The following is a 24,316-nucleotide window of genomic DNA, read 5'->3' as shown; positions in this document are numbered from 1 at the left end:
GGGGGTGTGAACCGTCATCGCAGTTGTCATTTCCCGGCGCTCTGACCTGCGGTGTGACAACTAGCGTGACGACGACAGGGCGCGATCGTCGTCATCGAAGTTGGCATTTGTTCGGAGATACTGCTTTGCCAAACGAACTGTGCCGCGTAGCCGAATGATGGCGCCCGGAGGCGCACTATGGCCAGTTCGCTCGTGCGGTTCGAGCGTCCGGGATTCCTTGGTCGTCAACCGAACTCGAACGGAAAGTAGCATCCACGCATGCACGTCGACATCGAGGGCGCCACCCGGATCGCCCGCCTCGCCGCAGAATTCGACTGGACCTGGGCCGTCGACGACCTGGAACCCTTCTGCACACAAGCCGGATGGGAGCTCGTCGAACTCATGCAAGGTGGCGCCTCGATACGGACGAACTTTCATGTCAGCCTGCCGAAGGCGAACATGTACAGGCACAACCGTTCGATGCACTACTTCTCAACCTTCGTCACGGATCTGGCAGATGACGCTACGCCCATGACAGTGGTGCGTCCGCTGCTGGACGAAGGGTTCACAAACCTCGCTGAGGCACTTACCGCACTCCTCGGGGCAGCCACAAGCGCCGAACCCGGACCAGAGGCCGCTCTCAGATGGGACCTGCCCAAAGTGGTCGTCGAGCTCAGTATGAGTGTCAGTGCGATCTTCCTCGATCTGACGAGTCCGACCTATCAGGCATGGATGGATGAGCCCGAACCGGAGTACGAGGACGAGGATTAGCGATCAAGGTCGGCGAGATCGCATCCGGTACCGAAATCAACCCTCACCGCTGGCATCGTCAAGGAACTTCGCTGGGATCAGCCGAACGTGGTGCTCGGGCGAACCGTCCGCCAACTAGGTGACCATCCGCCAACTATCGTGACGACTCCGCCAACTAGGTGACCATCCGCCAACTACGGTGCCCATTCACAGGGGGTTGCGTGGCGCTGCTACAGTGGCGGCCATGCAGCGCGCATATTTCTGGTTTAGCAGGCTGGCCCCGGGTGGGCCGGTCGGCGTAACCACGCGCTGACTTCCTCCACCCCGAGCCGCTATCGACCGGCTCGCGGGTGTGCACGCATTCTCCTGGGTCGGCCTGAACGAACAGGACACCCATGACCCTCACTCTCGACACCGATGTGCTCGGCCTCGACGATCAGCGCACCGTCTCGATCAGTCCGTTGGCCGCGCCGGCCGAACTGCGGCGCGAATACGCCGTGGACCCCGCCGTCGCCGCGACGGTGCGCGGCGGGCGGGATGCGACCGTGAACATCCTCGACGGCCGCGACGACCGCCTGATCGTGGTGGTCGGTCCGTGCTCCGTGCACGACCCGGACGCCGCGATGGACTACGCGCGCCGGCTCGCGGAGAAGGCCGAGCAGCACCGCGACAACCTGCACATCGTGATGCGGGTGTACTTCGAGAAGCCGCGCACGACGCTCGGATGGAAGGGGCTGGTCAACGACCCGCACCTCGACGGCAGCTTCGACATCAACACCGGCCTGCGGATGGGACGCAAACTGCTGCTGGACATCTCATCGCTCGGCCTGCCGGTCGGCTGCGAGTTCCTCGACCCGATCACCCCGCAGTACATCGCGGATCTGGTCAGCTACGGCGCGATCGGCGCCAGGACCGCCGCGAGCCAGGTGCACCGCCAGCTCTGCAGCGCGCTGTCCATGCCGGTCGGGATCAAGAACTCGACCGAGGGTGACGTGCAGGTGGCTGTCGACGGGACCAGGGCGGCGGCGGCGAGCCACGTGTTCCCCGGCACCGATCTCAACGGGCTGTCCGCGCTGATCCGCACCGCGGGCAACCCGGACTGCCACGTCATCCTGCGCGGCGGCACCGACGGACCCAACTACGACGCCGCGACCGTCGCCGACACCATGGCGCGGCTGGCGAAGGCGGGCCTGCCCGAGCGGGTCGTCATCGACGCCAGCCACGGCAACAGTCGCAAGGATCACAACAAGCAGGTCGACGTGGTCACCGACGTCGCGGCGCGGATCGAGGCAGGCGAGGCGGGCATCTCGGGGCTCATGCTGGAGAGCTTCCTCGTCGCGGGCCGTCAGGATCTGACCCTCGGGCGGGCGGACGAGCTCACCTACGGACAATCGATCACGGATGCCTGCCTGGACTGGGACACCACCGCGGCCCAGCTCGACCGGCTCGCGGGCGCGGTCAGCGCACGCCGCGCGTCCGGAACTGCACGCTGATCCGCGGCCCGGTGGGGCGGGTGCTCTTGGGGACGGCGTGCTCCCAGGTCCGCTGGCAGGACCCGCCCATGACCAACAGGTCGCCGTGGCCGAGCGAGTATCGGAGGGAGGCGCCGCCGCCGCGGGGCCGCAGGGCCAGGGTTCTTGCGGCGCCGAGGGAGACGATCGCGACCATCGTGTCCTCGGTGCCGCCGCGCCCGATGGTGTCGCCGTGCCAGGCGACGCTGTCGGCACCGTCGCGGTAGTAACAGAGCCCGGCGGTGGCGAACGGCTCGCCGAGTTCGCGCCGGTAGTGCGCGTCGAGTGCCGTCTTGGCCTCGGTGAGCAGAGGGTCGGGGAGCGGGGCGTCCTCGGCGTAGAAGCTCACCAGCCGAGGGACGTCGACCACGCGGTCGTACATCTGCCTGCGCTCGGCCCGCCACGGGACCTGGTCGACGAGATCGGCGAACAGCCGCTCGGAGCCCAGTAGCCAGCCGGGGCGCACGTCGATCCAGGCGCCCGCGGTCAAGGTCCGCCTGCGGACGCTGTCGCCGAGCGGCTCGAACCGAGCACCCTCGGTCGGGTCGTCGAACAGCGACGCCTGCACCGCGATGTCCACGGAGGCAATCCTACCCAGAATCGAACAAACGTTCTAGTAGTGAATCCCGCTATTCGGCGGTGAGCTCCGCGAGCTGCTCGGCCGCCGTCGTGTTGCCGAGGCCGGCGAGGCGGCGCAGCTCGTCCAGGTCGTCGCGCTCGGTGGCGAGTTCGATGAGCTGGTCGGCCGCATCGTTGTTCCCGCCGTCGGCCAGGCGACGGAGCTCGTCCATGTCGCCGAGTTCGCCTGCAAGTTGGATCAGCTCGTCGACCGCGTCGGTGCTTCCGCCGTCGGCGAGGCGACGGAGCTCGTCGATGTCGCCCCGTTCGACGGCGAGCTCGACCAGCTCGTCGACGGCCGTTGTGTCGCCGTTCTCGGCGCGCTCGCGCAGGGCGGTCAGGTCGTGTTCGGTCATGATCGGCAACCTCTCAGTTGTGGGGAGCGGGAAGTGCTCCCGTTCGGCGGAGTTCGTCGCGATGGGTGTGCCATTCGTCCAGTAGCGCCGGGAGCCGCTCGCTGAGGAACTCGGCCAGCGCGACCATCTCCTCGAGGGGTGCGCGACGCTCGGGCGGGGCATCGGCCAGCAGCGCCAACCCCTCGCGGAACAGGGCCGCGTGCTCGTGGTGGATGGCGGAATCGAAGTTCTGGGGTTGCTGACTCGCGGGGTCAAGGCTGACCCGGTCCACCCGTTCGCCCGCGACGCGGGTCCGCCGTGCCATCCGATAGCTCTCCAGCAGCTTGACCGCGCCGGTCACGGCGCTCCGGCTGGCCAGCATGGCATCGCCGAGCTCGTCGATCGTCTGCTGTGGCGGATCGCAGACGAACAGGTACCCCAACAGTCGCCCCGCCATCGGCGGGAACCCGTACTGGCGTGCGTAGAAGCGGCCGACGTGGTCGGCGAAGATCAGCTGCGCGTCGTGTGGCACCCCACGACGGTAACAGTTATGACTGAGATGACACAGATATGTGTCATCTCAGCTGGGTGGCCAGTGGTGCTCAACTGGCCCGCGACAACGGCGTGCGCCCCGTGCGAACCTCATCGCCATGATCACCGGCGCGGCAGTTCTCGGGGTCTCGGCGGTCGCACTGGGCATGGTGCTCACCCCCGGGCCGAACATGATGTACCTCGTCTCGCGAAGCGTCACCCAGGGCAGGCGCGCGGGACTGATCTCGCTCGGCGGCGTCGCCGTCGGCTTCGCCTGCTATCTGGCGGCCGCGACCGCGGGGATCTCGGCGGTCTTCGTCGCGGTGCCGCAGCTCTACCTCGCGGTGAAGCTCGCGGGCGCGGGCTATCTCGGGTGGTTGGCCTGGCAGGCGCTCCGGCCGGGTGGGGCCTCGGTGTTCGCGCCGCGCCCGCTACCGGCCGATTCCGCCTCGCGACTGTTCACGATGGGGCTGGTCACGAACCTGCTCAACCCGAAGATCGCCATCATGTACCTGGCGTTGATCCCGCAGTTCATCGATCCGGGGGCGGGGCGGGTCTGGGCCCAGAGTCTCGGTCTCGGCGCCGTGCAGATCGCGGTGGCGTTGACGGTGAATGCCGCGATAGTCGTTGTGGCGGGCTCTATTTCGAGCCTTCTCGCGGCCAGGCCGGGATGGCTGAAGGTGCAGCGCTACCTGATGGGATCGGTGCTCGGTGGGCTGGCGCTGACACTCGCCCTCGACAGATCCCGCCCGGCGGTCGCCTGACCGGCGGCGATGCGCCCCTGATTCCTTTCTCCGTTGATGGTCGGCGGGGCTTCCGGCTGCCTATGATCGACACAGCGGTAGCCGAGCGCGGATGGATCGGGGTGTCCAGATGCAGATAGCGGATGTGTTGCGGAACAAGGGCCAGGCGGTGGCGACGGTCGGGCCGGGGATCACGGTCAGCGTGCTGATCGGCGAACTCGCCAGGCACAACGTGGGCGCCCTCGTCGTGGTCGAGAACGACGAGGTGGTCGGCATCGTGACCGAGCGCGACGTGGTGCGCCGCATCCACGAGCGCGGCGCCGACCTGCTCGATGACCTGGTCGGGGACATCATGACAACGGCGGTGTTCGCCTGCCTGCCGACCGACAGTGTCGACAGTCTCGCCGAGACCATGACCGAGCGCCGGATCCGGCACCTGCCGGTGATCGTGGACGGACAGTTGGTCGGCATCGTCAGCATCGGCGACGTGGTGAAGAGCCGGATCGGTGAGTTGCAGGGTGAACGTGACCAGCTCGAGGCCTACATCGAACACGGTTGAGGGGAGCCGACCATGGCGGAGACCATGCGCGCCGCACGATTCCATGCCGACTCCAAAAAGACTGTGGTGGAGGATGTCCCGATACCCAGGCCGGGGCCGGGGGAGGTGCTCGTCAAGGTCGAGTACTGCGGGATCTGCCACTCCGACCTGAGTCTGATCAACGGAACCTTCCCTCCGCTGCTGCCGGTCGTCACCCAGGGTCACGAGTCCTCGGGAACCATCGCGGAACTCGGTGCGGGAGTATCGGGCTGGGCGGTGGGTGACCGGGTCATCCCGTCCGCGGGCAAGGCCTGCCTCCGATGCCGCAACTGTCGGCGCGGGGATCTCACCAACTGCCTGAACATCCAGCTGATGGCGTTCGCCTACGACGGCGCCTGGGCCGAGTACACCGTGGCGCAGGCGGGCGGGCTGACCCGGATCCCCGACAACGTCCCGTTCGATCAGGCGGCGATCCTGGCCGACGCGGTGTCCACGCCCTACGGCGCCGTGGTTCGCACGGGGGAGGTCATGGTCGGTGAGGTCGTCGGTGTGTGGGGCGTCGGTGGCATCGGCACCCACATCGTGCAGCTCGCGCGCCTGGTGGGTGCGGTCCCCATCCTCGCGTTCGACATCAACCCGGCGGTCAGGGAGCGGGCCCTCGAACTCGGCGCGGATTACGCCTTCGACTCGAGGGACCCGGACCTGAAGCAGAAGGTCGCCGAGTCGACCGGCGGCAAGATGCTCGATGTCGCCTTCGACTCGGCCGGTCTCGCGGTCACCTTCTCCCAGGCGCTGGACTGTCTCGCCGTCGGCGGCAGGCTCATCCTGGTCGGGCTGAGCGACCAGGAGGCGGTGCTGGGCACCACCACCGCCTTCGGGCTGTCGAAGAAGCAGGTCAAGGGTCATCTCGGCTACAAGAACGTCGACATCGAGACCTTGGCCGAACTGCTCTCCCGTGGTCGTCTCGACGTCTCGCGCTCGATCAGCGAGATCGTCTCGCTGGAGGACGTCCTGGTCGGCATCGAGAAGCTGGACAAGCACGAGGGCGATCCGATCAGGATCCTGGTCAGGCCCTGAGTCCCGGACGCTGTCGGTCCCCGGTCGTACTGTCGCCACATGGGATACGAATTTCAGGTGACAGTGGACGCCGCCGACCCGCACACGCAGGCCAAGTGGTGGGCGCAGACCCTCGAATGGCGGGTCGAGCCGAGCGATGAGGACTTCATCCGCGGGCTGGTCGCGGCCGGGCACGCCGCCGAGGAGGACACCCAGGTCTTCGAGGGCACCCTGGTCTGGAAGGCGGGGGCCGCGATCAGCGATCCCGAGCACCAGGATCGCCCGCGGGTGCTGTTCCAGCTGGTGCCCGAGTCGAAGTCGGTGAAGAACCGGCTGCACTTCGACGTCCGCGTCGGCGAGGACAAGCAGGCGGTGGCCGATGCCCTCGTCGCCCGCGGCGCGACGATTCTGCATCGCGGACAGGTGGGCCCGAATTGGTGGATCACGATGACCGATCCCGAGGGCAACGAATTCTGCGTCAGCTGACCGCCGACCCCGGCGCCTAGCGGTATGCGCCGGGGGTCTCTCCGGTCCACCTCTTGAAGGCCCGCCGGAAGGCGCTCGGCTCGGAGAACCCCAGCCGCGCCGACAGGTCGTCGACGGACTCGCCGCGGCCGAGGCCGGAGATGGCCGCGTCGCGGAGCACCTCCTCGCGGAGCTGATTGAGCGAGGTGCCCTCCTGCCGCAGCAGCCGGCGCAGGTGCGGGACGCTGATCGAGAGCATCTCCGCGATGTCGTCGGCCGTGGAGGTGCGGCCCTTGACCCCGGACTCGAGGACCTTGCGGACCTGCGCGGAGGCCGTGCTGTCGTAATCCCGTTCGGAGAAAAGCAGATTCGGAGACTCCCGCAGGTAGTCCTCCAGCGTTTCCTCGGTCTGGATGATCGGCGCACGCATGACGGCGTTGTCGAATTCGAGCGCGGCGACGTCGGCGCCGAAGGTGACCTTGACGCCGAAGATGACGTCGTAGTTCCTGGCCAGCAAGGGATCCGGAGCCGGATAGGGGACCTCCACCGAGATCAGCTTGACCCGCTTGCCGACCAGCCAGGCCGCGAACCGGTGCAGGAGTATCAGCTCGAAGTCCGTGAGCAGTCGGTCGGCGGCGTCCGCGGTCGCCGCGGGCAGCGCGTCGTCCCGAGGGGGGATCACGACCTGGAGCCGGGTGGTCGACTCCCCGGTCCGGATCCGCAGCGGCGGCGGCCCGGGCAGTGCCCGCATGACGTCGGCCATCCGCTCGAGCGCGCTGCCGAGGTCGGGGGTGTGGATCAGCGACAGGCAGACGAGCTTGAACGTGCCCCTCGGCACCGGTGCGGCGCCGAGGCCGAACAGTTCGTCGCCGGTCAGTTGCCAGGCCGCCTGGGTGAACACCGTCAGCTGCTCGGCGGTCAGCAGCGCCTTCTCGTCGCTCAGCATGGGGAGGGAGATGCCCGCGGCCGCAAGGGGGATGGACATGTCGAACCCGCCGCTCGCCGCCAAGGCGGCGGCCCTGCGCACGAAGTCCGCCGGAATGGTGCGCTGATTCACCGGTGCCTCACCACCGCCGCGCCAGCCGCAGCAGGCGCTCGGCGGCCTCGGCGAGCACCTCGTCACGCTTGCAGAATGCGAAGCGGACCACGTGGTTCCACGGCGTCTTGTGGTCCGTGAAGACGCTCACCGGAACTGCGGCAACCCCGATCCGTTCCGGCAGCGCGCGGCAGAACGCCTCGCCGTCGGTGGTGCCGAACGGGGTGATGTCCGCACACACGAAGTAGGTGCCCCCGCTCGCGTGCACCCCGAACCCCGCCTCGCGCAGCGCCCCGCTGAGCACATCTCGCTTGCGCTGCAGGTCTTCTCGCAGCCCCGTCACCCAGCTCTGCTCGTGGGTCAGCGCATGCGCGACCGCGGGCTGGAACGGGCCGCCCGCGACGAAGGTCAGGAACTGCTTGGCCGAGCGGACCGCATCCACGAGTTCGGCTGGTCCGCACACCCAGCCCGTCTTCCATCCGGTCACGCTGAAGGTCTTGCCCGCGCTGGACACGGTGACCGTCCGGCCCGCCATTCCTGGCAGCGCCGCCAGCGGGGTGTGGGTGCGCCCTTCGAAGACCAGGTGCTCGTACACCTCGTCGCTGAGCACCAGCAGGTCGCGCGAGGTGGCGAGCTCGGCGACGGCCCGCAGTTCCGCGTCGGTGAACACTGTGCCGGTCGGGTTGTGCGGGGTGTTGAGCACCAGCATCCGGGTGTTCGGGCCGACCGCGGCGCGCAGCGCGTCGAGATCGAGGGCGAAGCCGTCGCCGTCCGGGACCAGCGACACGGACCGGCGCACGCCACCGGCGAGCGCGACCGCCGCGGCATACGAGTCGTAGTACGGCTCGATGAGCACCACCTCCTGGCCCGGTTCGACCAGGCCGAGCAGGGTCGCGCTGATCGCCTCGGTGGCGCCCACCGTCACCAGCACCTCGGTGTCCGGGTCGTACTCCAGCCCGTACCGGGCCGCGCGGTCGGCGGCGATGGCCTCGCGCAGTACCGGCATCCCCGGCCCAGGCGGGTACTGGTTGAGGCCGTCGGCGATCGCGGACCTGGCGACCTCGAGCATCGCGGTCGGGCCGTCCGTGTCGGGAAAGCCCTGGCCCAGGTTGATCGCGCCCGTCCGCACGGCGAGCGCCGTCATCTCCGCGAAGATGGTCGAGCTGAACGGTTGCAGGCGCGAGACCGTCTGCGAATGGCGTGCTGCGGGCATCGTCACAGCTTATTCGCCGTCCGGGCGGGTTCCGACCGCGTGGTCGACGAACGGCAGGCGCCGCGACTCGGGAAACCGCAGCACGGCGTGGCCGGACCGTTCTACCGTCGATGCATGAGCGCCGCGATCGAGATCTCGAACCTGGTCAAGACCTTCGGCCGGACGCGGGCCCTCGACGGCCTCGAGCTCCAGGTGCGCACCGGGGAGGTGCACGGCTTCCTCGGCCCCAACGGGTCGGGGAAGTCCACCACCATCCGGGTGCTGCTCGGTCTGCTGCGCGCCGACAGCGGTGATGTGCGACTGCTCGGCGGCGATCCCTGGCGCGAGGCGGCCGGACTCCACAAGCGTCTCGCCTACGTCCCCGGGGACGTGAACCTGTGGCCGAACCTCTCCGGCGGCGAGGTGATCGACCTGCTCGGACGGTTGCGGGGCGGCCTCGACGAGCGGCGCAGGGCCGAGCTGCTCGAGCGGTTCGACCTGGACCCGACCAAGAAGGGCCGGACCTACTCCAAGGGCAACCGGCAGAAGGTGGCGCTCGTCGCGGCCCTGTCCTCCGACGTGGAACTGCTGATCCTCGACGAGCCCACCTCCGGGTTGGACCCGCTGATGGAGGCGGTGTTCCAGGAGTGCATCGCCGAGGTGACGGAGCAGGGGCGCACTGTGCTGCTGTCGAGCCACATCCTCGCCCAGGTGGAGGCCCTGTGCGACCGGCTCACGATCATCCGGCTCGGAAAGTCGATCGAGACCGGCAGCATGGCCGACCTGCGGCACCTCACCCGTACCTCCATCGCCTGCGAGACCAGGAGCCCGGCGACCGGTCTGACCGAGCTGGCCGGGGTGCACGACCTGGTGGTGGAGGGGACCAGGGCCCGCTTCCAGGTGGACACCGGCGAATTGGACGAGGCGATCACGCATCTCACCCGCTTCGGCATCCGCACCCTCACCAGCCAGCCGCCGACCCTGGAGGAGCTGTTCCTGCGGCACTACGGCGACGAGCTCGCGGCGGCCGGGGTGGAGGAATCGTGACCACGCTGACCGGCACCGCGACCCTGACCCGGTTCGGCTTCCGGCGCGAGAGGTTCGCGCTGGTCCTGTGGGCCCTCGCGGGCGTCTTCGTGTACTACTCGCAGGCCATCGGGGTCGACATCGCGTATCCGACCCAGCCGGAGCTCGACGCGGTCGCCGCCAGCATGGAGGGCAACGCGGCCATGATCGCCATGGCAGGACCGCCGCGCGCCCTCGACACGATCGGTGGCCAGGTGGCCTTCCAGGCCAGCGCCTTCGGGATGATCGTCGCGGGCCTGATGAGCATGTTCGTGGTCGGACGGCACACCCGCGCCAACGAGGAAACCGGCCGCGACGAACTGATCCGGTCCTCCGTCGTCGGTCGCCACGGCCCCTTCGCCGCGGCGGCGATCGTCGCGACGGCGGCGAACGTGCTCTACGGCGCGGTGGTCGCGCTGAGCCTGATCGCATACGGCCTGGCGGCGGCGGGATCGCTGGCCCTCGGAGTCGGCGCCACCTGCGCGGGCCTGGTGTTCACGGCGATCGCGCTGTTGGCCGCCCAGATCACCGAGAACACCAGGACGGTATACGGCATCACCGGGGCCGCGATCGGCGTGGCATACGTGCTCCGCGCGGTCGGCGACGTCGGCAGCGGCGCGCTGTCGTGGCTCTCCCCGCTCGGCTGGGGCCAGGCGATGCGGCCGTACGACGGCGAGGTCTGGTGGCCCGCGCTGCTGTCGCTGGTCGTCGCCGTGGCCGTCGGCCTCGGCGCGCTCCGGGTGCTCGACCATCGTGACGTCGGCGCGGGCGTGTTCCCGCCGCGGCCGGGCCCGGCTCGGGCTCCGCAGGGATTGCTCGGCGAGTTCGGGCTGGCCTGGCGGCTGCAGCGGGGCACGCTGGTCGGCTGGTCGGTCGGGTTGTTCCTCGGCGGACTGGCGTTCGGGACGATCGGCAATGACGTCGGCGACCTGCTCGGCGACGTCGACATCGGCGAGTTGCTGGGCCAGGAGGGCGCGAGCATGGTCGACGCGTTCTACGCGATGGCCGCCGCGATGCTGGCCATGATCGGGTCCGCGTACGCGATCTCCTCCGCACTCCGGCCGCGTTCGGAGGAGGCGGCCGGGCATCTCGAGCCGCTGCTCTCCACCGCGCTGACCCGGATCCGCTGGATCGCGGGCCACGCCGTGATCACGCTGGCCGGTTCGGCCCTGGTGCTGGCGCTCGCCGGTCTCGGCATGGGGCTGATGTACGGGATCATCGCCGACGACATGGCGCAGGTCCCCCGGATGGTCGGCGCGACCCTCGTCTACCTGCCGGCGGTCTGGGTCCTCGGCGGGCTCACCCTGCTCCTGTTCGGCCTGCTGCCGCGGCTCGCCTCCGTGGCCTGGATCGCCTTGGCCTTCTGCTTCTTCGTCCTGATGTTCGGTACGACGCTCAAGTTCCCGGACCGGCTGATGAGCGTCTCGCCGTTCGAGAACCTGCCGCTGGTTCCCGCGGTGGACTTCCGGGTGGAACCTCTGCTGGTCACCACCGTGGTCGCGGGCGCGCTGTGCCTGCTGGGGACGGCGGCCTTCCGGAGGCGCGACATACAGACGAACTGACGGCTGTCACGTTTACCCGGGCTGTCTCGTCCAAGGGATAGGCGGCACGAACGGTCGCCGAAACGCGAAACAGGAGGGCGTCATGACTCGAATCCAGCCGGTGGCTCCGAAGGATGCCGGACTGCTGATCAAGGTGGCCTACAAGTTCGCCGGCCGCAGGTTCGGCGCGGTGCCCGAGCCCTTCACCGTGCTGGCGAACCATCGCAAGCTCTTCGTGGCCTGCGCCCGGCACGAGATGGCGGCGGAGAAGGCCTCGAAGGTGCTGCCAGCAAACGTCCGAGAGCTGGCGGTGTTCCGCGTCGCGTGGACCGTCGGATGCTCCTGGTGCGTGGACTTCGGCACCATGCTGCAGCGCCTCGACGGCCTCGACATCGAGCGGCTGCAGAAGATCGGCGACTACGAGGACTCCCCGCTCTACAGCGAGGACGAGCGCGCGGCGATCGCCTACGCCGACGCGGTGACGGCGACTCCCGGCACCGTGACCGACGAGCAGGTGGCAGACCTGGAACGCCGGTTCGGCAAGGACGGGGTCGTCGAACTGACCTATCAGATCGGGCTCGAGAACATGCGGGCCCGGATGTACTCCGCGCTCGGGATCACCGAGCAGGGGTTCAACTCGGGGGATGCGTGCCGGGTGCCGTGGGCCGATCAGGCGGTCACGGGGCAGGCCGGTCCGGGAGCCTGATGCCCGCGAACTTCTCCGGGTTCGCGATGTCATAGGCGGCGCTCACCTTGCCGTCTCGGACGGTGAAGCCCCCAACGCGCGATGGGAAGCCCGGGTGTGTCTCGTCCCCGGGCGACCCGTGCGTGAAGAAACCGAGCTGGCCGTTGACCATGGCCGGTTCGATCGCCAGGAAAGCCTGCGCCCCATAACGATTGATCAGGCCGAGGAAGAAGCGGGCGAACTTCTCGGACCCGTGGATGACATTGACGGCCGTGCGGGTGGTGCCGTTGGCGTCGCCGATCACCAGGGCGTCCGGGTGCAGCGCGTCCAACACGGCCTGGAGGTCGCCGGTCGCCATCGCGGCCATCAGCCGGCCAACCGCCTCCGCGTGCTCGTCGTCCGGGGTCGGCTTCTCGGCGCCCGCCACCGCGCGCCGTCCGCGTGACGCCAGTTGCCGGGTCGCGGCGGTCGAGGTGCCGAGAATCCCCGCGATCTCGTCGAACGGGACGCCGAACCCGTCGTGCAGCACGAACGCGGTGCGCTGATCCGGCCCGAGGGTGTCGAGTACGACCATCGCGGCCAACCGCGCGTCCTCCTCGCGCACAACGGCTTCCAGTGGGTCGATCGACCCCGAGGATTCCAGGGGCATCACGATCGGCTCCGGAAGCCACTGCCCGACATAGCTTTCGCGCCGGACGGCGGCGCTGCGAAGGTGGTCGAGACAGATCCGTCCGACCACGGTGGTCAACCAGGCGCGCAGGTCGCGGACGGAATCGGTGTCGGTCTCGCTCAGCCGGAGCCAGGCCTCCTGCACGGCGTCCTCGGCGTCGGACACGCTGCCGGTCATCCGGTAGCCGACCGACAACAGGTGACGGCGGTGGGATTCGAAGGTCTCGGCGAGTGCGACGGTGCCCATGGCATCGATTCTACGAAGTGGTTCGACTTAAAACCCCGGTGAACCGAACTGTTCCCGATGGTCGCGGCGTCCGTCATCTTTGACGCATCATCCAGCCACGCCCGACCTGAGGACTCAGACCATGGCATCACTGACGACCAAGAGACGATCAACGCCGCCGCGACCCCTGCGCGCACTCGCGGCCCTCGCCGCGCTTGTGACGATCGGTTCCCTGGTCGGGGCCTGCTCGGGGTCGTCCGAGGCCGAGCAGACCGCGGACGGCAAGTCCGTGCTGCGCTACCAGGGTTCGGCCGGACAGGTCACCTTCCCGGAGTTGGCGGCAGACCTCGGCTACTTCCAGAGCATCGAGCCGAAATGGGTGGGTGACACCACCAGCGGGCCACAGGACATCCAGTCCGTGGCGACCGGGCAGACCGACTTCGGTATGGCATTCAACGGCGCGGTCGTCAAGCTTCGCGCCGCGGGTTCCCCGATCACCTCGGTGGTGAGCTCGTACGGTGCCGACCAGGGCACCTTCACCGGCTACTTCGTGCTCGACGGGGGGTCGATCGCGGGCGCGCGGGATCTGATCGGCAAGAAGGTCGGCATGAACACCCTTGGCGCCCATCACGAATTCGTCGTACGCGAATGGCTGGCCCAACAGGGGCTCACGCCCGACGAGATCAAACAGGTCGAGTTGATCGTGGTTCCCCCGATCAACACCGAGCAGGCATTGAGGGAAGGGCAGATCGACGTCGCCGCACTCGGGGGTGTCTTCCGGGAGACCGCCGTCGGCCGCGGCGGCCTGCGTCCGCTCTTCACGGATTCGGCCATCTTCGGGGACTTCAGCTACGGCACCTACGTCCTGCGCGACGATCTCATCGCCAAGAACCCCGAGGCGGCGAAGGACTTCGTACAGGGCACCGCGCGGGCGGTCCGGTGGACCCAGACCACGCCACGGGACCAGGTCGTGGCCAAGTTCAAGGAGATCATCGGCAAGCGCGGCCGCAACGAGAACACGCAGCTCACGGACTACTGGCGTAGCCCCGGTATCCCGGTCGCGGGTGCGGTCATCGCCGACCGCGAGTTGCAGACCTGGATCGATTGGCTGGTCAGGAACGGCGAACTGAAGTCGGGTGAGTTGAAAGCGGCCGACCTGTTCACGAACGAATACAACCCGTATGCGAACGGCGCCTACGCCGCCACCAGCGGCGCGGACGGGCAAGCGTTGGGGGTAGCGAAATGACCGCCGAACCCAAACTCCGGCTCGACCGGGTCAGCAAGCACTTCGGTATCCGCGGGTCCGACGCCCGGTTCACCGCGATCGAGGACATCAGCATCGACGTCGCAGCCGGTGAGTTCCTGGTCCTCGTGGGTCCGAGTGGCTGCGGCAAGTCCACGCTGCTGGATCTTCTCGGTGGCCTGACCACACCGTCGTCCGGGCGGATCCTGCTCGACGGTCAACCGATCACCGGTCCCGGCCTCGACCGCGGCATCGTCTTTCAGCAGTACGCGCTGCTGCCGTGGCGGACCGCACTGCACAACATCGAGTTCGGTTTGGAGGCAAAGGGTCTGCCGAAGCGGCAGCGACGGGAGATCGCCGGCCACTATCTCGAACTGGTCGGGTTGCACGGGTTCGGCGACCGGTACCCACACGAACTGTCGGGCGGGATGAAGCAGCGGGTCGCGATCGCGCGGAGCCTGGCCTTCGACCCCGAGGTGCTGCTGATGGATGAGCCGTTCGCGGCGCTCGACGCCCAGACCAGGGAGTCGCTGCAGGACGAGTTGCTGCGGATCTGGCGCGCCACCGGCAAGACCATTCTGTTCATCACGCACGGCATCGACGAGGCCGTGTACCTCGGCCAGCGGGTGGCCGTGCTCACCTCGCGACCGGGTCGGGTGAAGACGGTGGTCGACATCGACATCGACCGCACCGCAGAGGATGTCCGCTCCGGCCCGCGATTCCGGGAGTTCCGGCATCACATCTGGAGCCAATTGCAGGGCGAGGTGGCGCGTGCCCAACACCAGGAGCTCGAGGCGCCCGCGGCCGTGACGAAGGAGGCGGCTCATGTCTAGTGTCGAACTGCTCGTGCCGCCGGTCGTCGCCGGTCAGGTGCCGCGTTCCGCGGCTGCGGCGCCGCCGCGCCAGGGGACTCTCGGCCGCGGCGGCCGGGCGGCTCGCGCCGCGGCCTGGCGGATACTCAAGCCATCGCTCGCGATCGGCCTGTTCCTGCTGCTGTGGGAGCTCGCCCCAAGGCTGGGCCTGGTCGACAAGGTGTTCCTGCCGCCGTTCTCCGTGGTGGCCGGCGCCTTCGGTGACCTGGCCGCCAGCGGCGAGCTGTGGAACCACGCCTCCGCGAGCCTGAGCAGGGCGCTGACCGGGTTCGCGATCGCCATCGCGATCGCCATCCCGCTCGGTGTCGCCATTGCGTGGTACCGGCCGGTGGCCGAGTTCGTGAACCCGATCCTCGAGCTGCTCCGCAACACGGCGGCGCTGGCGTTGCTCCCGGTCTTCGTCCTCGTGCTCGGCATCGGCGAGACCTCGAAGGTTGCCCTTGTGATCTACGCGAGCACCTTCCCGATCCTGCTGAACACCATTTCGGGAGTCCGAACGGTGGACCCGCTACTGGTCAAATCCGCGCTGTCGCTTGGCCTCACGCCGATCCGGCTGTTCCAGAAGGTGATCCTGCCCGCGGCTGTCCCGACCGTCTTCACCGGCATCCGGATGGCGGCCGCGTCCTCGATCCTCGTCCTGATCGCCGCGGAGATGGTCGGCGCTAAGGCCGGGCTGGGCTATCTGATCACCGCCTCGCAGTACAACTTCCAGATCCCGAAGATGTACGCCGGGATCATCGCGATCTCGCTTCTCGGCCTCGTCTTCAACGGGATCCTCGTCCTCGCCGAGCGTCGCCTGTCCCGCTGGCGTGTCGGTCCCATTTAAGGAGTTCATCGCAATGTCGCAGCGGTCCAAGCAGTTTCATCTCAACGCCTTCCTCATGGGCGTCGGCCATCACGAGGCGGCCTGGCGCCATCCGCGTACCAACGCCGACGACGTGCGGTCGGTCGGGCATTTCGCCGAGCTCGGCCGGATCGCCGAACGCGGCAAGCTCGATTCGGTGTTCTTCGCCGACGGGCTCGCGGTCGGCCCGCGCATCAAGCACAACGCGTTGGCCACCTTCGAACCGGTCACCCTGCTCACCGCGATCGCAGGCGCCACCGAGCACATCGGGTTGATCGCGACGTCCTCGACCACGTACAGCGATCCGTTCACCACCGCCCGCAAGTTCGCCTCGCTCGATCACATCAGCGGCGGCAGGGCCGGGTGGAACATCGTCACGAGCGCGGGCGAGGACGAGGCAGCGAACTTCGGCCTCGACGCCATCCCCGACCACCTCGGCAGGTATCAGCGAGCCGAGGAGTTCGTCGATGCCGCGGTCGCGCTCTGGGACAGTTGGGAGGACGATGCCGTCGTACTCGACCCGGACACGGGGGTGTTCGCCGACCCGGACAAGGTGCACGCGATCGATCACGCTGGCGCACACTTCCGGATCCGTGGCCCGCTGAACTCGCCGCGCTCGCCGCAGGGCCGCCCCCTGCTGGTGCAGGCGGGGTCCTCCGAGAGCGGGAAGGACTTCGCGGCGCGTTACGCCGAGGCCGTGTTCACCGCGCAACGCACGCTCGCCCAGGGGCAGGAGTTCTACCGGGACCTCAAGGCGCGGGTGACCGCGCACGGCAGGCACGCGGACGAGCTGAAGGTGCTGCCGGGAATCGTCCCTTTCATCGCGCCGACCGAGTCGGAGGCGAGGGAGCTGGAGCGGGAGTTCACGGAGCTGATCTCGCCGGACTACGCGCTTCGGCAGCTGTCGGCCATACTCGGCGTCGACCTGACCACGCACTCGCTCGACGCGCCGCTGCCGCCGCTGCCCTCCGTGCACGAGATCCAAGGCAACAAGAGCCGCTACGAACTGGTCAAGGAACTGGCCGAGTCCGACGCACTGACGGTGCGTGAGCTCATCGGCCTGCTCGGGGGCGGACGTGGGCATCGGACCTTCGCGGGCACGCCGGAGCAGATCGCGGACGAGCTCCAGTTGTGGTTCGAGCAGGGGGCGGCCGACGGCTTCAACATCATGCCGCCCTACCTACCGGGGGGTCTGAGCGATTTCGTCGACCAGGTCGTGCCGATCCTGCAACGCCGCGGGCTGTTCCGAGCGGAGTACACGGCGTCGACCCTGCGCGGGCACTACGGGTTGGCGCATCCGTCCAGCCAGTTCGCCGCGTCGCGGGCCAGGAACAGCGCATGAGCGAAGCCTGATGGGCCGGCCGGCTCCTCGGTAGGATCACCCCCATGCGTTTCGGGATGTTCGTACCGCAGGGCTGGCGTCTGGATCTGGTGGGCATCGACCCGGCCGAGCAGTGGGACGCGATGAAGTCTGTCACGCTGCGGGCCGAATCCGGACCGTGGGAGTCGGCCTGGGTGTACGACCATTTCCACACCGTGCCAGCGCCGACCGACCAGGCCACCCACGAGGCCTGGTCGCTGATGTCCGCGCTCGGTGCGGTGACCTCCACCATCCGGCTCGGACAGATGTGCACCGCGATGAGCTACCGCAACCCCGCCTACCTGGCCAAGATCGCCGCCACCGCGGATCTCATCTCGGGTGGCCGCATCGAGATGGGCATCGGCGCGGGCTGGTACGAACACGAATGGCGGGCCTACGGTTACGGATTCCCGTCCGCCGGTGAGCGTCTGGCCCGTCTCGACGAGGGCGTGCAGATCCTGAGGCAGGCCTGGACCGCCGGGTCCGCGACCCTGGACGGCGCGCACTATCGGGTCGACGGCGCGATCGTCCGCCCGCTGCCGCTGCAGGAGGGCGGCATCCCGCTGTGGATCGCGGGCGGCGGCGAGAAGGTGACGCTGAAGATCGCCGCGAAGTACGCCCAGTACACCAATTTCGACGGCACCCTCGAGGGCTTCACCCAGAAGTCCGCCGTGCTCAAGGAGCACTGCGCGGCGGTCGGCACCGACTTCGATGCGATCGTGCGCTCGGCGAACTACAACGTCGCGATCGGTGCCACCGAGGCGGAGGTCGAGGACCGCCTGGCCGCGACCAAGGCCAGGATGGCGAAATTCGTGGGCGAGGACCTCGCGGAGGCCTCGATGGCGGCGTTCCGCGGGATGCCGGGGGTCGGGACGCCCGAGCAGATCATCGACAACCTGGCCGCCCTGCGTGATCAGGGCCTGAGCTACGGGATCTGTTACTTCCCCGAGGCCGCGTACGACACCTCGGGGATCGAACTGTTCGAGCGCGAGGTGATCCCCGCGCTGGCAGGGTAGGGACGCGAGGCAGGAGCTGGCATGTTCGTGGAATCGCTCAACGACGAGGGTCTGTGGCTGACGCCGCCGGGACCCGGCGACGTCGAGTCCATCGTCAGGTGCTGTCAGGACGAGGCGGTGGGGGAGTGGACCACGCTGCCGGTGCCGTACACCCACGACGACGCGCAACGGTTCGTCGAGCGGGTCGTGCCCGTCGGGTGGGCGGACCGCAGCCCCACCTGGGCGATGCGGCACACGCCCGCGGGCGCCGTGGTCGGGATGATCGGTCTCGCCTGCCGCGACGACTCGGCCGCGGACATCGGCTTCTGGCTGAACCAGGCGGTCCGTGGCCGCGGCCTGATGGCCAGGGCGGTGAACCTGGTGTGCGACTTCGGTTTCCGCCCGGACGGGATGGCGCTGGAACGGATCGAGTGGCGCGCCTATGTCGGCAACAAGCAGTCCGCGTCCGTGGCGCGGCGGGTGGGCTTCCGATTCGAGGGCACGCTGCGCGCGGGCGGTCTACAGCGCGGGCGCAGGCGCGACGAGTGGGTCGCCGGCCTGCTCTACGAGGACCCGCGGGCGCCGGCCGAGGGCTGGCCGGAGCTCGGCTAGCGCAGGTCCGCCGGGTCGACGGGGATCTGCTGGTTCTCGGCGCGCGGGACCTGCTCGGCCAGCGGGATCGACTTCGCCAGCAGTTTCCACTCCGCGCCGCTGATCGAGTCCGCCGCCCGCCGGATCACCTTCTGGTCCTTGGTGCCCCAGGCGATCGGCATCGGGCTGACCATCTGCCAGGTGTCCGCGGTGGACCTGGTGCTGCGGTCGGAGAGCACCGCGATCGAGGGCACCCGCTCGCCGACGTTGGTCAGCGTATGCCCCGGCAGCGTCCGGATGTTGCGGGTGACAAGGGCGTAGTGCGGGCGATCGGCGGACGGCTTCGCGACGTCCACCAGCGCCAGCAGCGTGGCACCTCGGGGCCGGGCCACCGCCACCACGGCGGGCACCAGCGGTCCCTCCGCGTAGAGCTTCTCGACCGAACCGACCTTCTTCGGCGCCCAGAACGCCACCCAGAGCGACGTGACGGCCAGCAGCGCGACCACAGCGCCGACGATGTAGGACCACGGATGGGCCAGGGAGATCAACCAGGCCGCGAGCCCGGCCAGCAACAGGGCGGTGACGATCGCCGAGACCCGGAGCCGCTTGACGTCGCCGACCGTCTCGTTGACGGAGTTGGCGTGGGAGTGGTCGACGGGGAACTCGAAGCTGCGCACGGTCCTATTCCTACCCGATGGTCGGACCGAGCAGGTCGTCAGCATCGGTGATCCGGTACGCGTAGCCCTGCTCGGCGAGGAAGCGCTGGCGGTGCGCGGCGTACTCGGCGTCCAGCGTGTCGCGGGCGACGACCGAGTAGAAGTGCGCCTGGCCCCCGTCATGCTTGGGGCGCAGCAGGCGGCCGAGCCGCTGCGCCTCCTCCTGCCGGGAACCGAAGGTTCCCGAGACCTGCACCGCGACGGACGCCTCGGGCAGGTCGATGGAGAAGTTCGCGACCTTGCTCACCACCAGCGTCTGGATCTCGCCGCGCCGGAACGCGTCGAACAGCGCCTCGCGTTCCTTGTTCTTCGTCGAGCCCTGGATGACCGGCGCGTCCAACGCCTCACCGAGCTCCTCGAGCTGGTCGAGATAGGCGCCGATGACCAGGGTCGGCGAATCCGGGTGCCGGTCGAGGATCGACTTCACCACCGCGATCTTGGTGTGCGCCGTCGAGCACAGCTTGTAGCGCTCCTCCGGCTCCGCGGTGGCGTAGGCCATCCGCTCGGCGTCGGTCAGCGTGACCCGGACCTCGATGCAGTCCGCGGGCGCGATCCAGCCCTGCGCCTCGATGTCCTTCCACGGCGCGTCGTACCGCTTGGGGCCGATCAGCGAGAACACGTCGCCCTCGCGCCCGTCCTCGCGGACCAGGGTCGCCGTCAGGCCGAGGCGGCGCCTCGACTGCAGATCCGCCGTCATCCGGAATACCGGAGCGGGCAGCAGGTGCACCTCGTCGTAGATCACCAGGCCCCAGTCGCGGGAGTCGAACAGCTCCAGGTGCTTGTACTCGCCCTTGGTGCGACGGGTGATCACCTGGTAGGTCGCGATGGTGACCGGCCGGATCTCCTTGCGCTCGCCCGAGTACTCGCCGATCTCCTCCTCGGTCAGCGAGGTCCTGGCGATCAGCTCTCGCTTCCACTGTCTGCCCGCGACGGTGTTGGTGACCAGGATCAGCGTGGTGGCCTTCGCCTTCGCCATCGCAGCCGCGCCGACCATCGTCTTGCCCGCGCCGCACGGCAGCACCACGACGCCCGAGCCGCCTGCCCAGAAGGAGTCGGCCGCCATCTCCTGGTAGTCCCGCAGCTCCCAGTGCCCCTCGTCGAAGGCGAGGTCGATCGGGTGCGCCTCGCCGTCCACGTACCCGGCGAGATCCTCGGCCGGCCAGCCGATCTTGAGCAGCATCTGCTTGAGGTGTCCGCGCTCGCTCGGGTGCACGACGACGGTGTCCTCGTCGACCATGGCGCCGAGCATCGGCGAGATCTTCTTGTGCCGCATCACCTCGGTGAGCACCGCTCGGTCCAGGCTGACCAGGGTCAGGCCGTGCGCGGGGTTCTTCACCAGCTGCAACCGGCCGTATCGTGCCATCGTGTCGACGATGTCGACCAGCAGCGGCTGCGGGACCGCGTACCGGGAGAACGTGACCAGCGCGTCCACCACCTGTTCGGCGTCGTGGCCCGCCGCGCGCGCGTTCCACAACGCCAGCGGGGTCACCCGGTAGGTGTGCACGTGCTCGGGCGCGCGCTCGAGTTCTGCGAACGGGGCGATAGCCTGCCTGGCCTGGCCGGCGAGCTCGTGGTCGACCTCCAGGAGCAGGGTCTTGTCGGACTGGACGATCAAGGGGCCGTCGGTCACGTGCGCCTCCTACGTAGACAACCACTCCATTGTCCACACTTTGCTGTGGGGTGGTCGTCACAGGCACGGGCGGTCCCGGCTGATCCGTGTCCGTGGCCGAAAAAAGTGAAGGATTCTCCCGTTGATCCGGAGAATCCTTCACTTTCAGTGCGTCACCGTTGTGTGGCTACACTTTTTCTCGTCTCCATTACGTGCACGAGCGCCTCGGAAATTCCGGAACGGTATCCGGCGTCTCGCTCGGTGCGGACCTCCGTGGTGTCGAGTTCATTTTCCAGCCTGGCCTGAATTCGGTCCAGGGCGAGAAGTGTTCTTTTCACGGATGGTCCTTCTTGTTTTTTGCGGTTGGGCGGCATTCTGGAAGTTCGCACTGCCGTGCTCGTTCGTCCAGCACGATAAGTCTGGCGGACCGCAGTGCGGCGTGATACCCACTGGACCGCGCATCCGAGAACATCGCCTCCCCGGTCAGTTCGTCGATCCGGCTGTGCAGGGTGTCGAGGAGCAGGGGGATGGGCGGTGCGGTCGCCTCGGTGTGCATCAGTGGCGTTTCCGTTTCCTGATGAGCTCCCCGGAATCGGCGGCGCGATCCCTTTTTTCGGCACGTCGTTCCTTGAGGGACTGTGCCGGTTTCTTCAGGCTCTTGCCGGGTTTCTTGTCTGCCATTGTCGCTCCTGAATTCGAAGTGGCAATCACTTGGGCCGACCATACGTCATTTCCTGGAAAAGGCCAGTCGTGCAGGTGGGCGTGCTTTTTCTGCCCGCGCGGCAGGGAATCAGTCGAGGAGATTCACCGAGGTGATCCGGTGCAGGGTGAACCGGCGGACCGCCCCGGTCTCCGGGTCCAGCGCATCGAGTTGACCACCGCCGACACTGACCGGATCGACGACACGCTCCGTCGCCACTCCTTGCGCGTCCACGTAGCCGATCGCCACGCTGCGCCGGACCTTCGCCGCCAGCTGCAGCAGTGCCATGGTCGCGGCGCCTCCTGCCCGGCTGCCGTCCGAACGCACACCCTGACCGCGCGGGGCGGTTGCCGCCCGCTGGCCGGCACGCAGCTGGCTGACGAGTGACCCGAGCTGGTCGTCGGTGGGGACGGCGGGCATCCGCAACGCGGGACGCGTCCGTCGTCGCGGCACTCGGGCGCCGCGCGGTCGCAGGTCCACGATCGCGCCGGAGGAGTCCTCTCCCGCCGGTGCGAATCCGGCCGAGCGGAGCAGGTCGAGAACCTCGCTCAGCGGGGCCTGCGAGATCGCGACGGTCGGGGCAAGGGCACGCAGCGCGAGCTGCTCGGCCACCGCGGAGGCCAGTACCTCGGCGAGCAACGCCGGGTCCTCGCAGCGGACGAACGAGGACGCCACCCCCGCCCGCAGCTGGCCGTGCCTGCGCGCGACGTCGTCGATGAGGTACGTCAGGGCCTGCGGCACCGGCGTCTTCGAGCGCTTCTCGAACAGCGCGTGCAGCTCCGAGGCGCTCTTGCCGGCGTCGAGCGCCCGTCGCACGCTGTCCTCGCGGATCCGGTACATGGTGGCCGCGCCGGCCGATTCGATGTCCGCGACCAGGGTGATCTGCTCCTGCAGCTCCGGGATGAGCGGGCCGGGGGCCATCACCGTCAGGTCCGCCTGCACCAGGACGTAGTCGATGGGGGCCGGCAGGCTCGCCGTCATCTCTGCGACCACCGCCTCCGCGGTGGCCCCGTGCAGCAGCCCACGTCCCGGCGATGCGAGCGCGCCGCGGCCGATCAGGCCGACCGCGGCCGCCTCGGCGACGGTGTGCTCGACGGCGCCCGCACCGAACCGGCCGGACCAGCGCGGGCGCCGCCACGCGACCAGCGCGGCGAGCTCGGACGTGGTCGCGCCCTGCCCAGGGGCGAGCTCACCGAGCAGCTCGAGCACGAACTTGCGGTCGCGGGGTGCGCCGGAGGCGCGCACCTCCTCGGACAGCGCGGCGATCGCCTTGTCGTTGGGATCGCGCAGCCCGATCACCCATGGCCTGCGTGGCATCTCCAGCCAGCCGTGGGCGAGGGTGTACCACCGCTGTGCGGTGCCGGTGTTGAGCCAGGCATCCGCGGCGACCGTCGGTGCCCAGTAGTCGTCGCCGGTGTCGGTGGCGGGAACCGGGTCGGGGGCGCCGCTCGCGATCAGGCCTGCCGCGGCCAGCAGCTCAACGATCAGGCTCACCCGGTTCTCGTCGACGCCTGCCGCCTTCGCCAGTCGCCTGGTCTCGCGGACCCCGAGACCGCCCGCCTTCAGGGTCGGCGCAGGCTGATCGCCGAGGGCCGCGATCAGGTCCTCGCAGTGCCGGATCAGTTCGAGCGCCTCACCCGCCGCGACCGCGTTCACGTCCGCGATCTTCTGCTTGTTGGTGCGGATCGGCGGCGGGGTGAGGGCCATCGGGTCGGTGATCGTCTCGCCGCGCAGCGCCTGGCCGACCTGGTGGGGCAGCTCGACGGTCTGCTCGTCCACCCAGGACAGCAGGCCAAGCGACAGCAGACGCTGCACGGGCCGGTCCGGCGGGGTGCCGGGCGCCGCGTCGCGGGTGCGGCCGATCGGCGAGCTGGTGGCCAGGGTTTCGAGCAGCCTGCGCTCGGCATCGGTCACGGTCGCAAGGCCCGCGATGACCTGCGCTGCGGTCATCGGCTCCTGCGGCCGGTCGACCCGCCAGGTGACGGCGTCGTTCGCGGTCGCGACGACCCGCAGCACCTGCGCGCCCCAGACCAGTGCCCGGGCGCGCAGCGACTTCAGGGCCCGGTCGACGGCCTTGACCGGCGCCCGTCCGGCGAGCGCCTCCGCGAGGACCTCGCGCCTGACCCCGACCTCCGCGCCGCGTTCGAGCGAGAGCACCCCGATCACGGTGAGCTCGAGGACGTTCAGGTCGTCGGCCACCCGGAGCACCGATGCGCGTTGTTCGGCACGCGCGGCAAGGACCGCCAGGTTCGCGGGTGGCGGCACCGCGAGATCCGGGCGCAGCCTGAGCAGCTCGGCCAGCTCCGCATCGGTCCTCGCGGTCAGCCAGGCGAGCAGGCTGTCGGGCACGGCGGCGCCGTGAGGTGATTCGGCGGCGGGGGCAGCACCTTCGGTATCGGTCATCAACTATCAGATTAGAGACCTGGGGTGTACCACGGCGCGAGCT

Annotated in this window: 26 protein-coding genes; 15 read left to right on the top strand and 11 right to left on the bottom strand. The window is 68.9% G+C overall.

The window, feature by feature from the left end; all coding sequences use genetic code 11:
- Positions 1-258: 258 nt before the first annotated feature.
- Together BR31_RS0110930 and BR31_RS0110925 are read left to right on the top strand one after the other, a co-directional pair.
- The gene (locus BR31_RS0110930; protein WP_027500998.1) at positions 259-750 is read left to right on the top strand and encodes a DUF6301 family protein; all 492 of its coding nucleotides are present in this window, start codon (positions 259-261) and stop codon (positions 748-750) included.
- Positions 751-1,124: 374 nt separating this feature from the next.
- Positions 1,125-2,222: a 3-deoxy-7-phosphoheptulonate synthase gene (locus BR31_RS0110925; protein ID WP_027500997.1), complete on the top strand. Its 1,098-nt coding sequence runs from the start codon at positions 1,125-1,127 to the stop codon at positions 2,220-2,222.
- Here the strand turns inward: BR31_RS0110925 and BR31_RS0110920 are convergent.
- Genes BR31_RS0110920 through BR31_RS0110910 form a run of 3 tightly spaced genes read right to left on the bottom strand, consistent with a single transcriptional unit; the run spans position 2,188 to position 3,725 of the window.
- Positions 2,188-2,820, bottom strand: coding sequence for an alpha-ketoglutarate-dependent dioxygenase AlkB (locus tag BR31_RS0110920; RefSeq protein ID WP_027500996.1), 633 nt, complete (start codon positions 2,818-2,820; stop codon positions 2,188-2,190). The two genes, BR31_RS0110925 and BR31_RS0110920, sit on opposite strands and share 35 nt — an antisense overlap.
- 49 nt (positions 2,821-2,869) lie before the next feature.
- A complete protein-coding gene (locus BR31_RS30575) occupies positions 2,870-3,214 on the bottom strand; it encodes a hypothetical protein (protein WP_156042434.1) in 345 nt (114 codons plus the stop codon).
- Between the two features lie 13 nt (positions 3,215-3,227).
- The gene (locus tag BR31_RS0110910) at positions 3,228-3,725 is read right to left on the bottom strand and encodes a GbsR/MarR family transcriptional regulator (RefSeq protein ID WP_027500995.1); all 498 of its coding nucleotides are present in this window, start codon (positions 3,723-3,725) and stop codon (positions 3,228-3,230) included.
- 118 nt (positions 3,726-3,843) lie between these two features.
- Here BR31_RS0110910 and BR31_RS0110905 point away from each other — a divergent pair, with 118 nt between their 5' ends.
- The 4 genes from BR31_RS0110905 (at position 3,844) to BR31_RS0110890 (ending at position 6,547) form a co-directional block, all read left to right on the top strand.
- Positions 3,844-4,488 (top strand): LysE family translocator, encoded by a 645-nt coding sequence (locus BR31_RS0110905; RefSeq protein WP_027500994.1) that lies wholly within the window; start codon positions 3,844-3,846, stop codon positions 4,486-4,488.
- A gap of 109 nt (positions 4,489-4,597) precedes the next feature.
- Positions 4,598-5,026: a CBS domain-containing protein gene (locus tag BR31_RS0110900; RefSeq protein ID WP_027500993.1), complete on the top strand. Its 429-nt coding sequence runs from the start codon at positions 4,598-4,600 to the stop codon at positions 5,024-5,026.
- A gap of 12 nt (positions 5,027-5,038) precedes the next feature.
- On the top strand, positions 5,039-6,082 hold the full coding sequence (locus BR31_RS0110895) for a zinc-binding dehydrogenase (protein WP_027500992.1): 1,044 nt from the start codon (positions 5,039-5,041) through the stop codon (positions 6,080-6,082).
- Between the two features lie 39 nt (positions 6,083-6,121).
- Positions 6,122-6,547, top strand: a complete 426-nt coding sequence (locus BR31_RS0110890; protein WP_027500991.1) for a VOC family protein — start codon at positions 6,122-6,124, stop codon at positions 6,545-6,547.
- A gap of 16 nt (positions 6,548-6,563) precedes the next feature.
- Here BR31_RS0110890 and BR31_RS0110885 read toward each other — a convergent pair whose 3' ends face one another.
- Together BR31_RS0110885 and BR31_RS0110880 are read right to left on the bottom strand one after the other, a co-directional pair.
- Positions 6,564-7,583, bottom strand: a complete 1,020-nt coding sequence (locus BR31_RS0110885) for an AraC family transcriptional regulator (protein ID WP_027500990.1) — start codon at positions 7,581-7,583, stop codon at positions 6,564-6,566.
- A 7-nt stretch (positions 7,584-7,590) separates the two neighbouring features.
- Positions 7,591-8,775 (bottom strand): pyridoxal phosphate-dependent aminotransferase, encoded by a 1,185-nt coding sequence (locus BR31_RS0110880; protein ID WP_027500989.1) that lies wholly within the window; start codon positions 8,773-8,775, stop codon positions 7,591-7,593.
- A gap of 114 nt (positions 8,776-8,889) precedes the next feature.
- Between BR31_RS0110880 and BR31_RS0110875 the strand changes: the two genes are divergently transcribed.
- The 3 genes from BR31_RS0110875 to BR31_RS0110865 all read left to right on the top strand — a co-directional run bounded on the left by BR31_RS0110875 (position 8,890) and on the right by BR31_RS0110865 (position 12,066).
- Entirely contained in the window at positions 8,890-9,801 is a 912-nt protein-coding gene (locus BR31_RS0110875) for an ABC transporter ATP-binding protein (protein WP_027500988.1), read from the top strand.
- Positions 9,798-11,381 carry an ABC transporter permease gene (locus BR31_RS0110870; protein WP_037176217.1) on the top strand — a complete coding sequence of 528 codons (1,584 nt, stop codon included), beginning with the start codon at positions 9,798-9,800 and terminating at the stop codon, positions 11,379-11,381. Before BR31_RS0110875 ends, BR31_RS0110870 begins: the two co-directional genes overlap by 4 nt.
- A gap of 82 nt (positions 11,382-11,463) precedes the next feature.
- On the top strand, positions 11,464-12,066 hold the full coding sequence (locus BR31_RS0110865; RefSeq protein ID WP_027500986.1) for a carboxymuconolactone decarboxylase family protein: 603 nt from the start codon (positions 11,464-11,466) through the stop codon (positions 12,064-12,066).
- On the opposite strand, the gene BR31_RS0110860 is transcribed toward BR31_RS0110865, so the two are convergent.
- Positions 12,038-12,961, bottom strand: coding sequence for a sigma-70 family RNA polymerase sigma factor (locus BR31_RS0110860; RefSeq protein ID WP_027500985.1), 924 nt, complete (start codon positions 12,959-12,961; stop codon positions 12,038-12,040). The two genes, BR31_RS0110865 and BR31_RS0110860, sit on opposite strands and share 29 nt — an antisense overlap.
- A 121-nt stretch (positions 12,962-13,082) precedes the next feature.
- Here BR31_RS0110860 and BR31_RS0110855 point away from each other — a divergent pair, with 121 nt between their 5' ends.
- Genes BR31_RS0110855 through BR31_RS0110830 form a run of 6 tightly spaced genes read left to right on the top strand, consistent with a single transcriptional unit; the run spans position 13,083 to position 18,866 of the window.
- Positions 13,083-14,186, top strand: a complete 1,104-nt coding sequence (locus tag BR31_RS0110855; RefSeq protein WP_051637290.1) for an ABC transporter substrate-binding protein — start codon at positions 13,083-13,085, stop codon at positions 14,184-14,186.
- Positions 14,183-15,016, top strand: a complete 834-nt coding sequence (locus BR31_RS0110850) for an ABC transporter ATP-binding protein (RefSeq protein ID WP_027500983.1) — start codon at positions 14,183-14,185, stop codon at positions 15,014-15,016. The genes BR31_RS0110855 and BR31_RS0110850 overlap by 4 nt, the downstream gene beginning before the upstream one ends.
- Positions 15,009-15,881, top strand: coding sequence for an ABC transporter permease (locus BR31_RS0110845; RefSeq protein ID WP_051637289.1), 873 nt, complete (start codon positions 15,009-15,011; stop codon positions 15,879-15,881). The genes BR31_RS0110850 and BR31_RS0110845 overlap by 8 nt, the downstream gene beginning before the upstream one ends.
- A gap of 13 nt (positions 15,882-15,894) precedes the next feature.
- The gene (locus BR31_RS0110840; RefSeq protein ID WP_027500981.1) at positions 15,895-17,241 is read left to right on the top strand and encodes an LLM class flavin-dependent oxidoreductase; all 1,347 of its coding nucleotides are present in this window, start codon (positions 15,895-15,897) and stop codon (positions 17,239-17,241) included.
- A 44-nt stretch (positions 17,242-17,285) separates the two neighbouring features.
- Complete coding sequence (locus BR31_RS0110835; RefSeq protein ID WP_027500980.1) at positions 17,286-18,275, top strand: LLM class F420-dependent oxidoreductase; 990 nt, start codon at positions 17,286-17,288, stop codon at positions 18,273-18,275.
- Positions 18,276-18,296: 21 nt separating this feature from the next.
- Entirely contained in the window at positions 18,297-18,866 is a 570-nt protein-coding gene (locus BR31_RS0110830) for a GNAT family N-acetyltransferase (protein ID WP_027500979.1), read from the top strand.
- Here BR31_RS0110830 and BR31_RS0110825 read toward each other — a convergent pair.
- From BR31_RS0110825 to BR31_RS0110810, 5 genes are all read right to left on the bottom strand, one after another.
- Positions 18,863-19,522, bottom strand: coding sequence for a DUF3239 domain-containing protein (locus BR31_RS0110825; RefSeq protein WP_027500978.1), 660 nt, complete (start codon positions 19,520-19,522; stop codon positions 18,863-18,865). The two genes, BR31_RS0110830 and BR31_RS0110825, sit on opposite strands and share 4 nt — an antisense overlap.
- 10 nt (positions 19,523-19,532) lie before the next feature.
- Positions 19,533-21,191: a DNA repair helicase XPB gene (locus BR31_RS0110820; protein ID WP_027500977.1), complete on the bottom strand. Its 1,659-nt coding sequence runs from the start codon at positions 21,189-21,191 to the stop codon at positions 19,533-19,535.
- Between the two features lie 313 nt (positions 21,192-21,504).
- Positions 21,505-21,726, bottom strand: coding sequence for a hypothetical protein (locus tag BR31_RS0110815; protein ID WP_027500976.1), 222 nt, complete (start codon positions 21,724-21,726; stop codon positions 21,505-21,507).
- A complete protein-coding gene (locus BR31_RS32410; protein ID WP_257017835.1) occupies positions 21,726-21,851 on the bottom strand; it encodes a hypothetical protein in 126 nt (41 codons plus the stop codon). The genes BR31_RS0110815 and BR31_RS32410 overlap by 1 nt, the downstream gene beginning before the upstream one ends.
- 109 nt (positions 21,852-21,960) lie before the next feature.
- Positions 21,961-24,273, bottom strand: a complete 2,313-nt coding sequence (locus tag BR31_RS0110810) for a helicase-associated domain-containing protein (protein WP_027500975.1) — start codon at positions 24,271-24,273, stop codon at positions 21,961-21,963.
- Positions 24,274-24,316: the final 43 nt, after the last annotated feature.

Source organism: Rhodococcus sp. UNC363MFTsu5.1, from assembly GCF_000686785.1.
GTDB lineage: Bacteria > Actinomycetota > Actinomycetes > Mycobacteriales > Mycobacteriaceae > Rhodococcus_G > Rhodococcus_G maanshanensis.
The sequence above is the reverse complement of the archived record's forward strand: the minus strand, read 5'-3'. Positions and strand labels throughout refer to the sequence as shown.

Bases quoted from the DNA above. Each gene is read 5' to 3' on its own strand.
- BR31_RS0110880 (WP_027500989.1), bottom strand. From the start codon at position 8,775: ATGCCCGCAGCACGCCATTCGCAGACGGTCTCGCGCCTGCAACCGTTC.
- BR31_RS0110815 (WP_027500976.1), bottom strand. From the start codon at position 21,726: ATGCACACCGAGGCGACCGCACCGCCCATCCCCCTGCTCCTCGACACC.
- BR31_RS0110835 (WP_027500980.1), top strand. From the start codon at position 17,286: ATGCGTTTCGGGATGTTCGTACCGCAGGGCTGGCGTCTGGATCTGGTG.
- BR31_RS0110900 (WP_027500993.1), top strand. From the start codon at position 4,598: ATGCAGATAGCGGATGTGTTGCGGAACAAGGGCCAGGCGGTGGCGACG.
- BR31_RS0110875 (WP_027500988.1), top strand. From the start codon at position 8,890: ATGAGCGCCGCGATCGAGATCTCGAACCTGGTCAAGACCTTCGGCCGG.
- BR31_RS0110925 (WP_027500997.1), top strand. From the start codon at position 1,125: ATGACCCTCACTCTCGACACCGATGTGCTCGGCCTCGACGATCAGCGC.
- BR31_RS0110855 (WP_051637290.1), top strand. From the start codon at position 13,083: ATGGCATCACTGACGACCAAGAGACGATCAACGCCGCCGCGACCCCTG.
- BR31_RS0110905 (WP_027500994.1), top strand. From the start codon at position 3,844: ATGATCACCGGCGCGGCAGTTCTCGGGGTCTCGGCGGTCGCACTGGGC.
- BR31_RS32410 (WP_257017835.1), bottom strand. From the start codon at position 21,851: ATGGCAGACAAGAAACCCGGCAAGAGCCTGAAGAAACCGGCACAGTCC.
- BR31_RS0110850 (WP_027500983.1), top strand. From the start codon at position 14,183: ATGACCGCCGAACCCAAACTCCGGCTCGACCGGGTCAGCAAGCACTTC.
- BR31_RS0110840 (WP_027500981.1), top strand. From the start codon at position 15,895: ATGTCGCAGCGGTCCAAGCAGTTTCATCTCAACGCCTTCCTCATGGGC.
- BR31_RS0110865 (WP_027500986.1), top strand. From the start codon at position 11,464: ATGACTCGAATCCAGCCGGTGGCTCCGAAGGATGCCGGACTGCTGATC.
- BR31_RS0110830 (WP_027500979.1), top strand. From the start codon at position 18,297: ATGTTCGTGGAATCGCTCAACGACGAGGGTCTGTGGCTGACGCCGCCG.
- BR31_RS0110895 (WP_027500992.1), top strand. From the start codon at position 5,039: ATGGCGGAGACCATGCGCGCCGCACGATTCCATGCCGACTCCAAAAAG.
- BR31_RS0110890 (WP_027500991.1), top strand. From the start codon at position 6,122: ATGGGATACGAATTTCAGGTGACAGTGGACGCCGCCGACCCGCACACG.
- BR31_RS30575 (WP_156042434.1), bottom strand. From the start codon at position 3,214: ATGACCGAACACGACCTGACCGCCCTGCGCGAGCGCGCCGAGAACGGC.
- BR31_RS0110810 (WP_027500975.1), bottom strand. From the start codon at position 24,273: ATGACCGATACCGAAGGTGCTGCCCCCGCCGCCGAATCACCTCACGGC.
- BR31_RS0110845 (WP_051637289.1), top strand. From the start codon at position 15,009: ATGTCTAGTGTCGAACTGCTCGTGCCGCCGGTCGTCGCCGGTCAGGTG.
- BR31_RS0110930 (WP_027500998.1), top strand. From the start codon at position 259: ATGCACGTCGACATCGAGGGCGCCACCCGGATCGCCCGCCTCGCCGCA.
- BR31_RS0110860 (WP_027500985.1), bottom strand. From the start codon at position 12,961: ATGGGCACCGTCGCACTCGCCGAGACCTTCGAATCCCACCGCCGTCAC.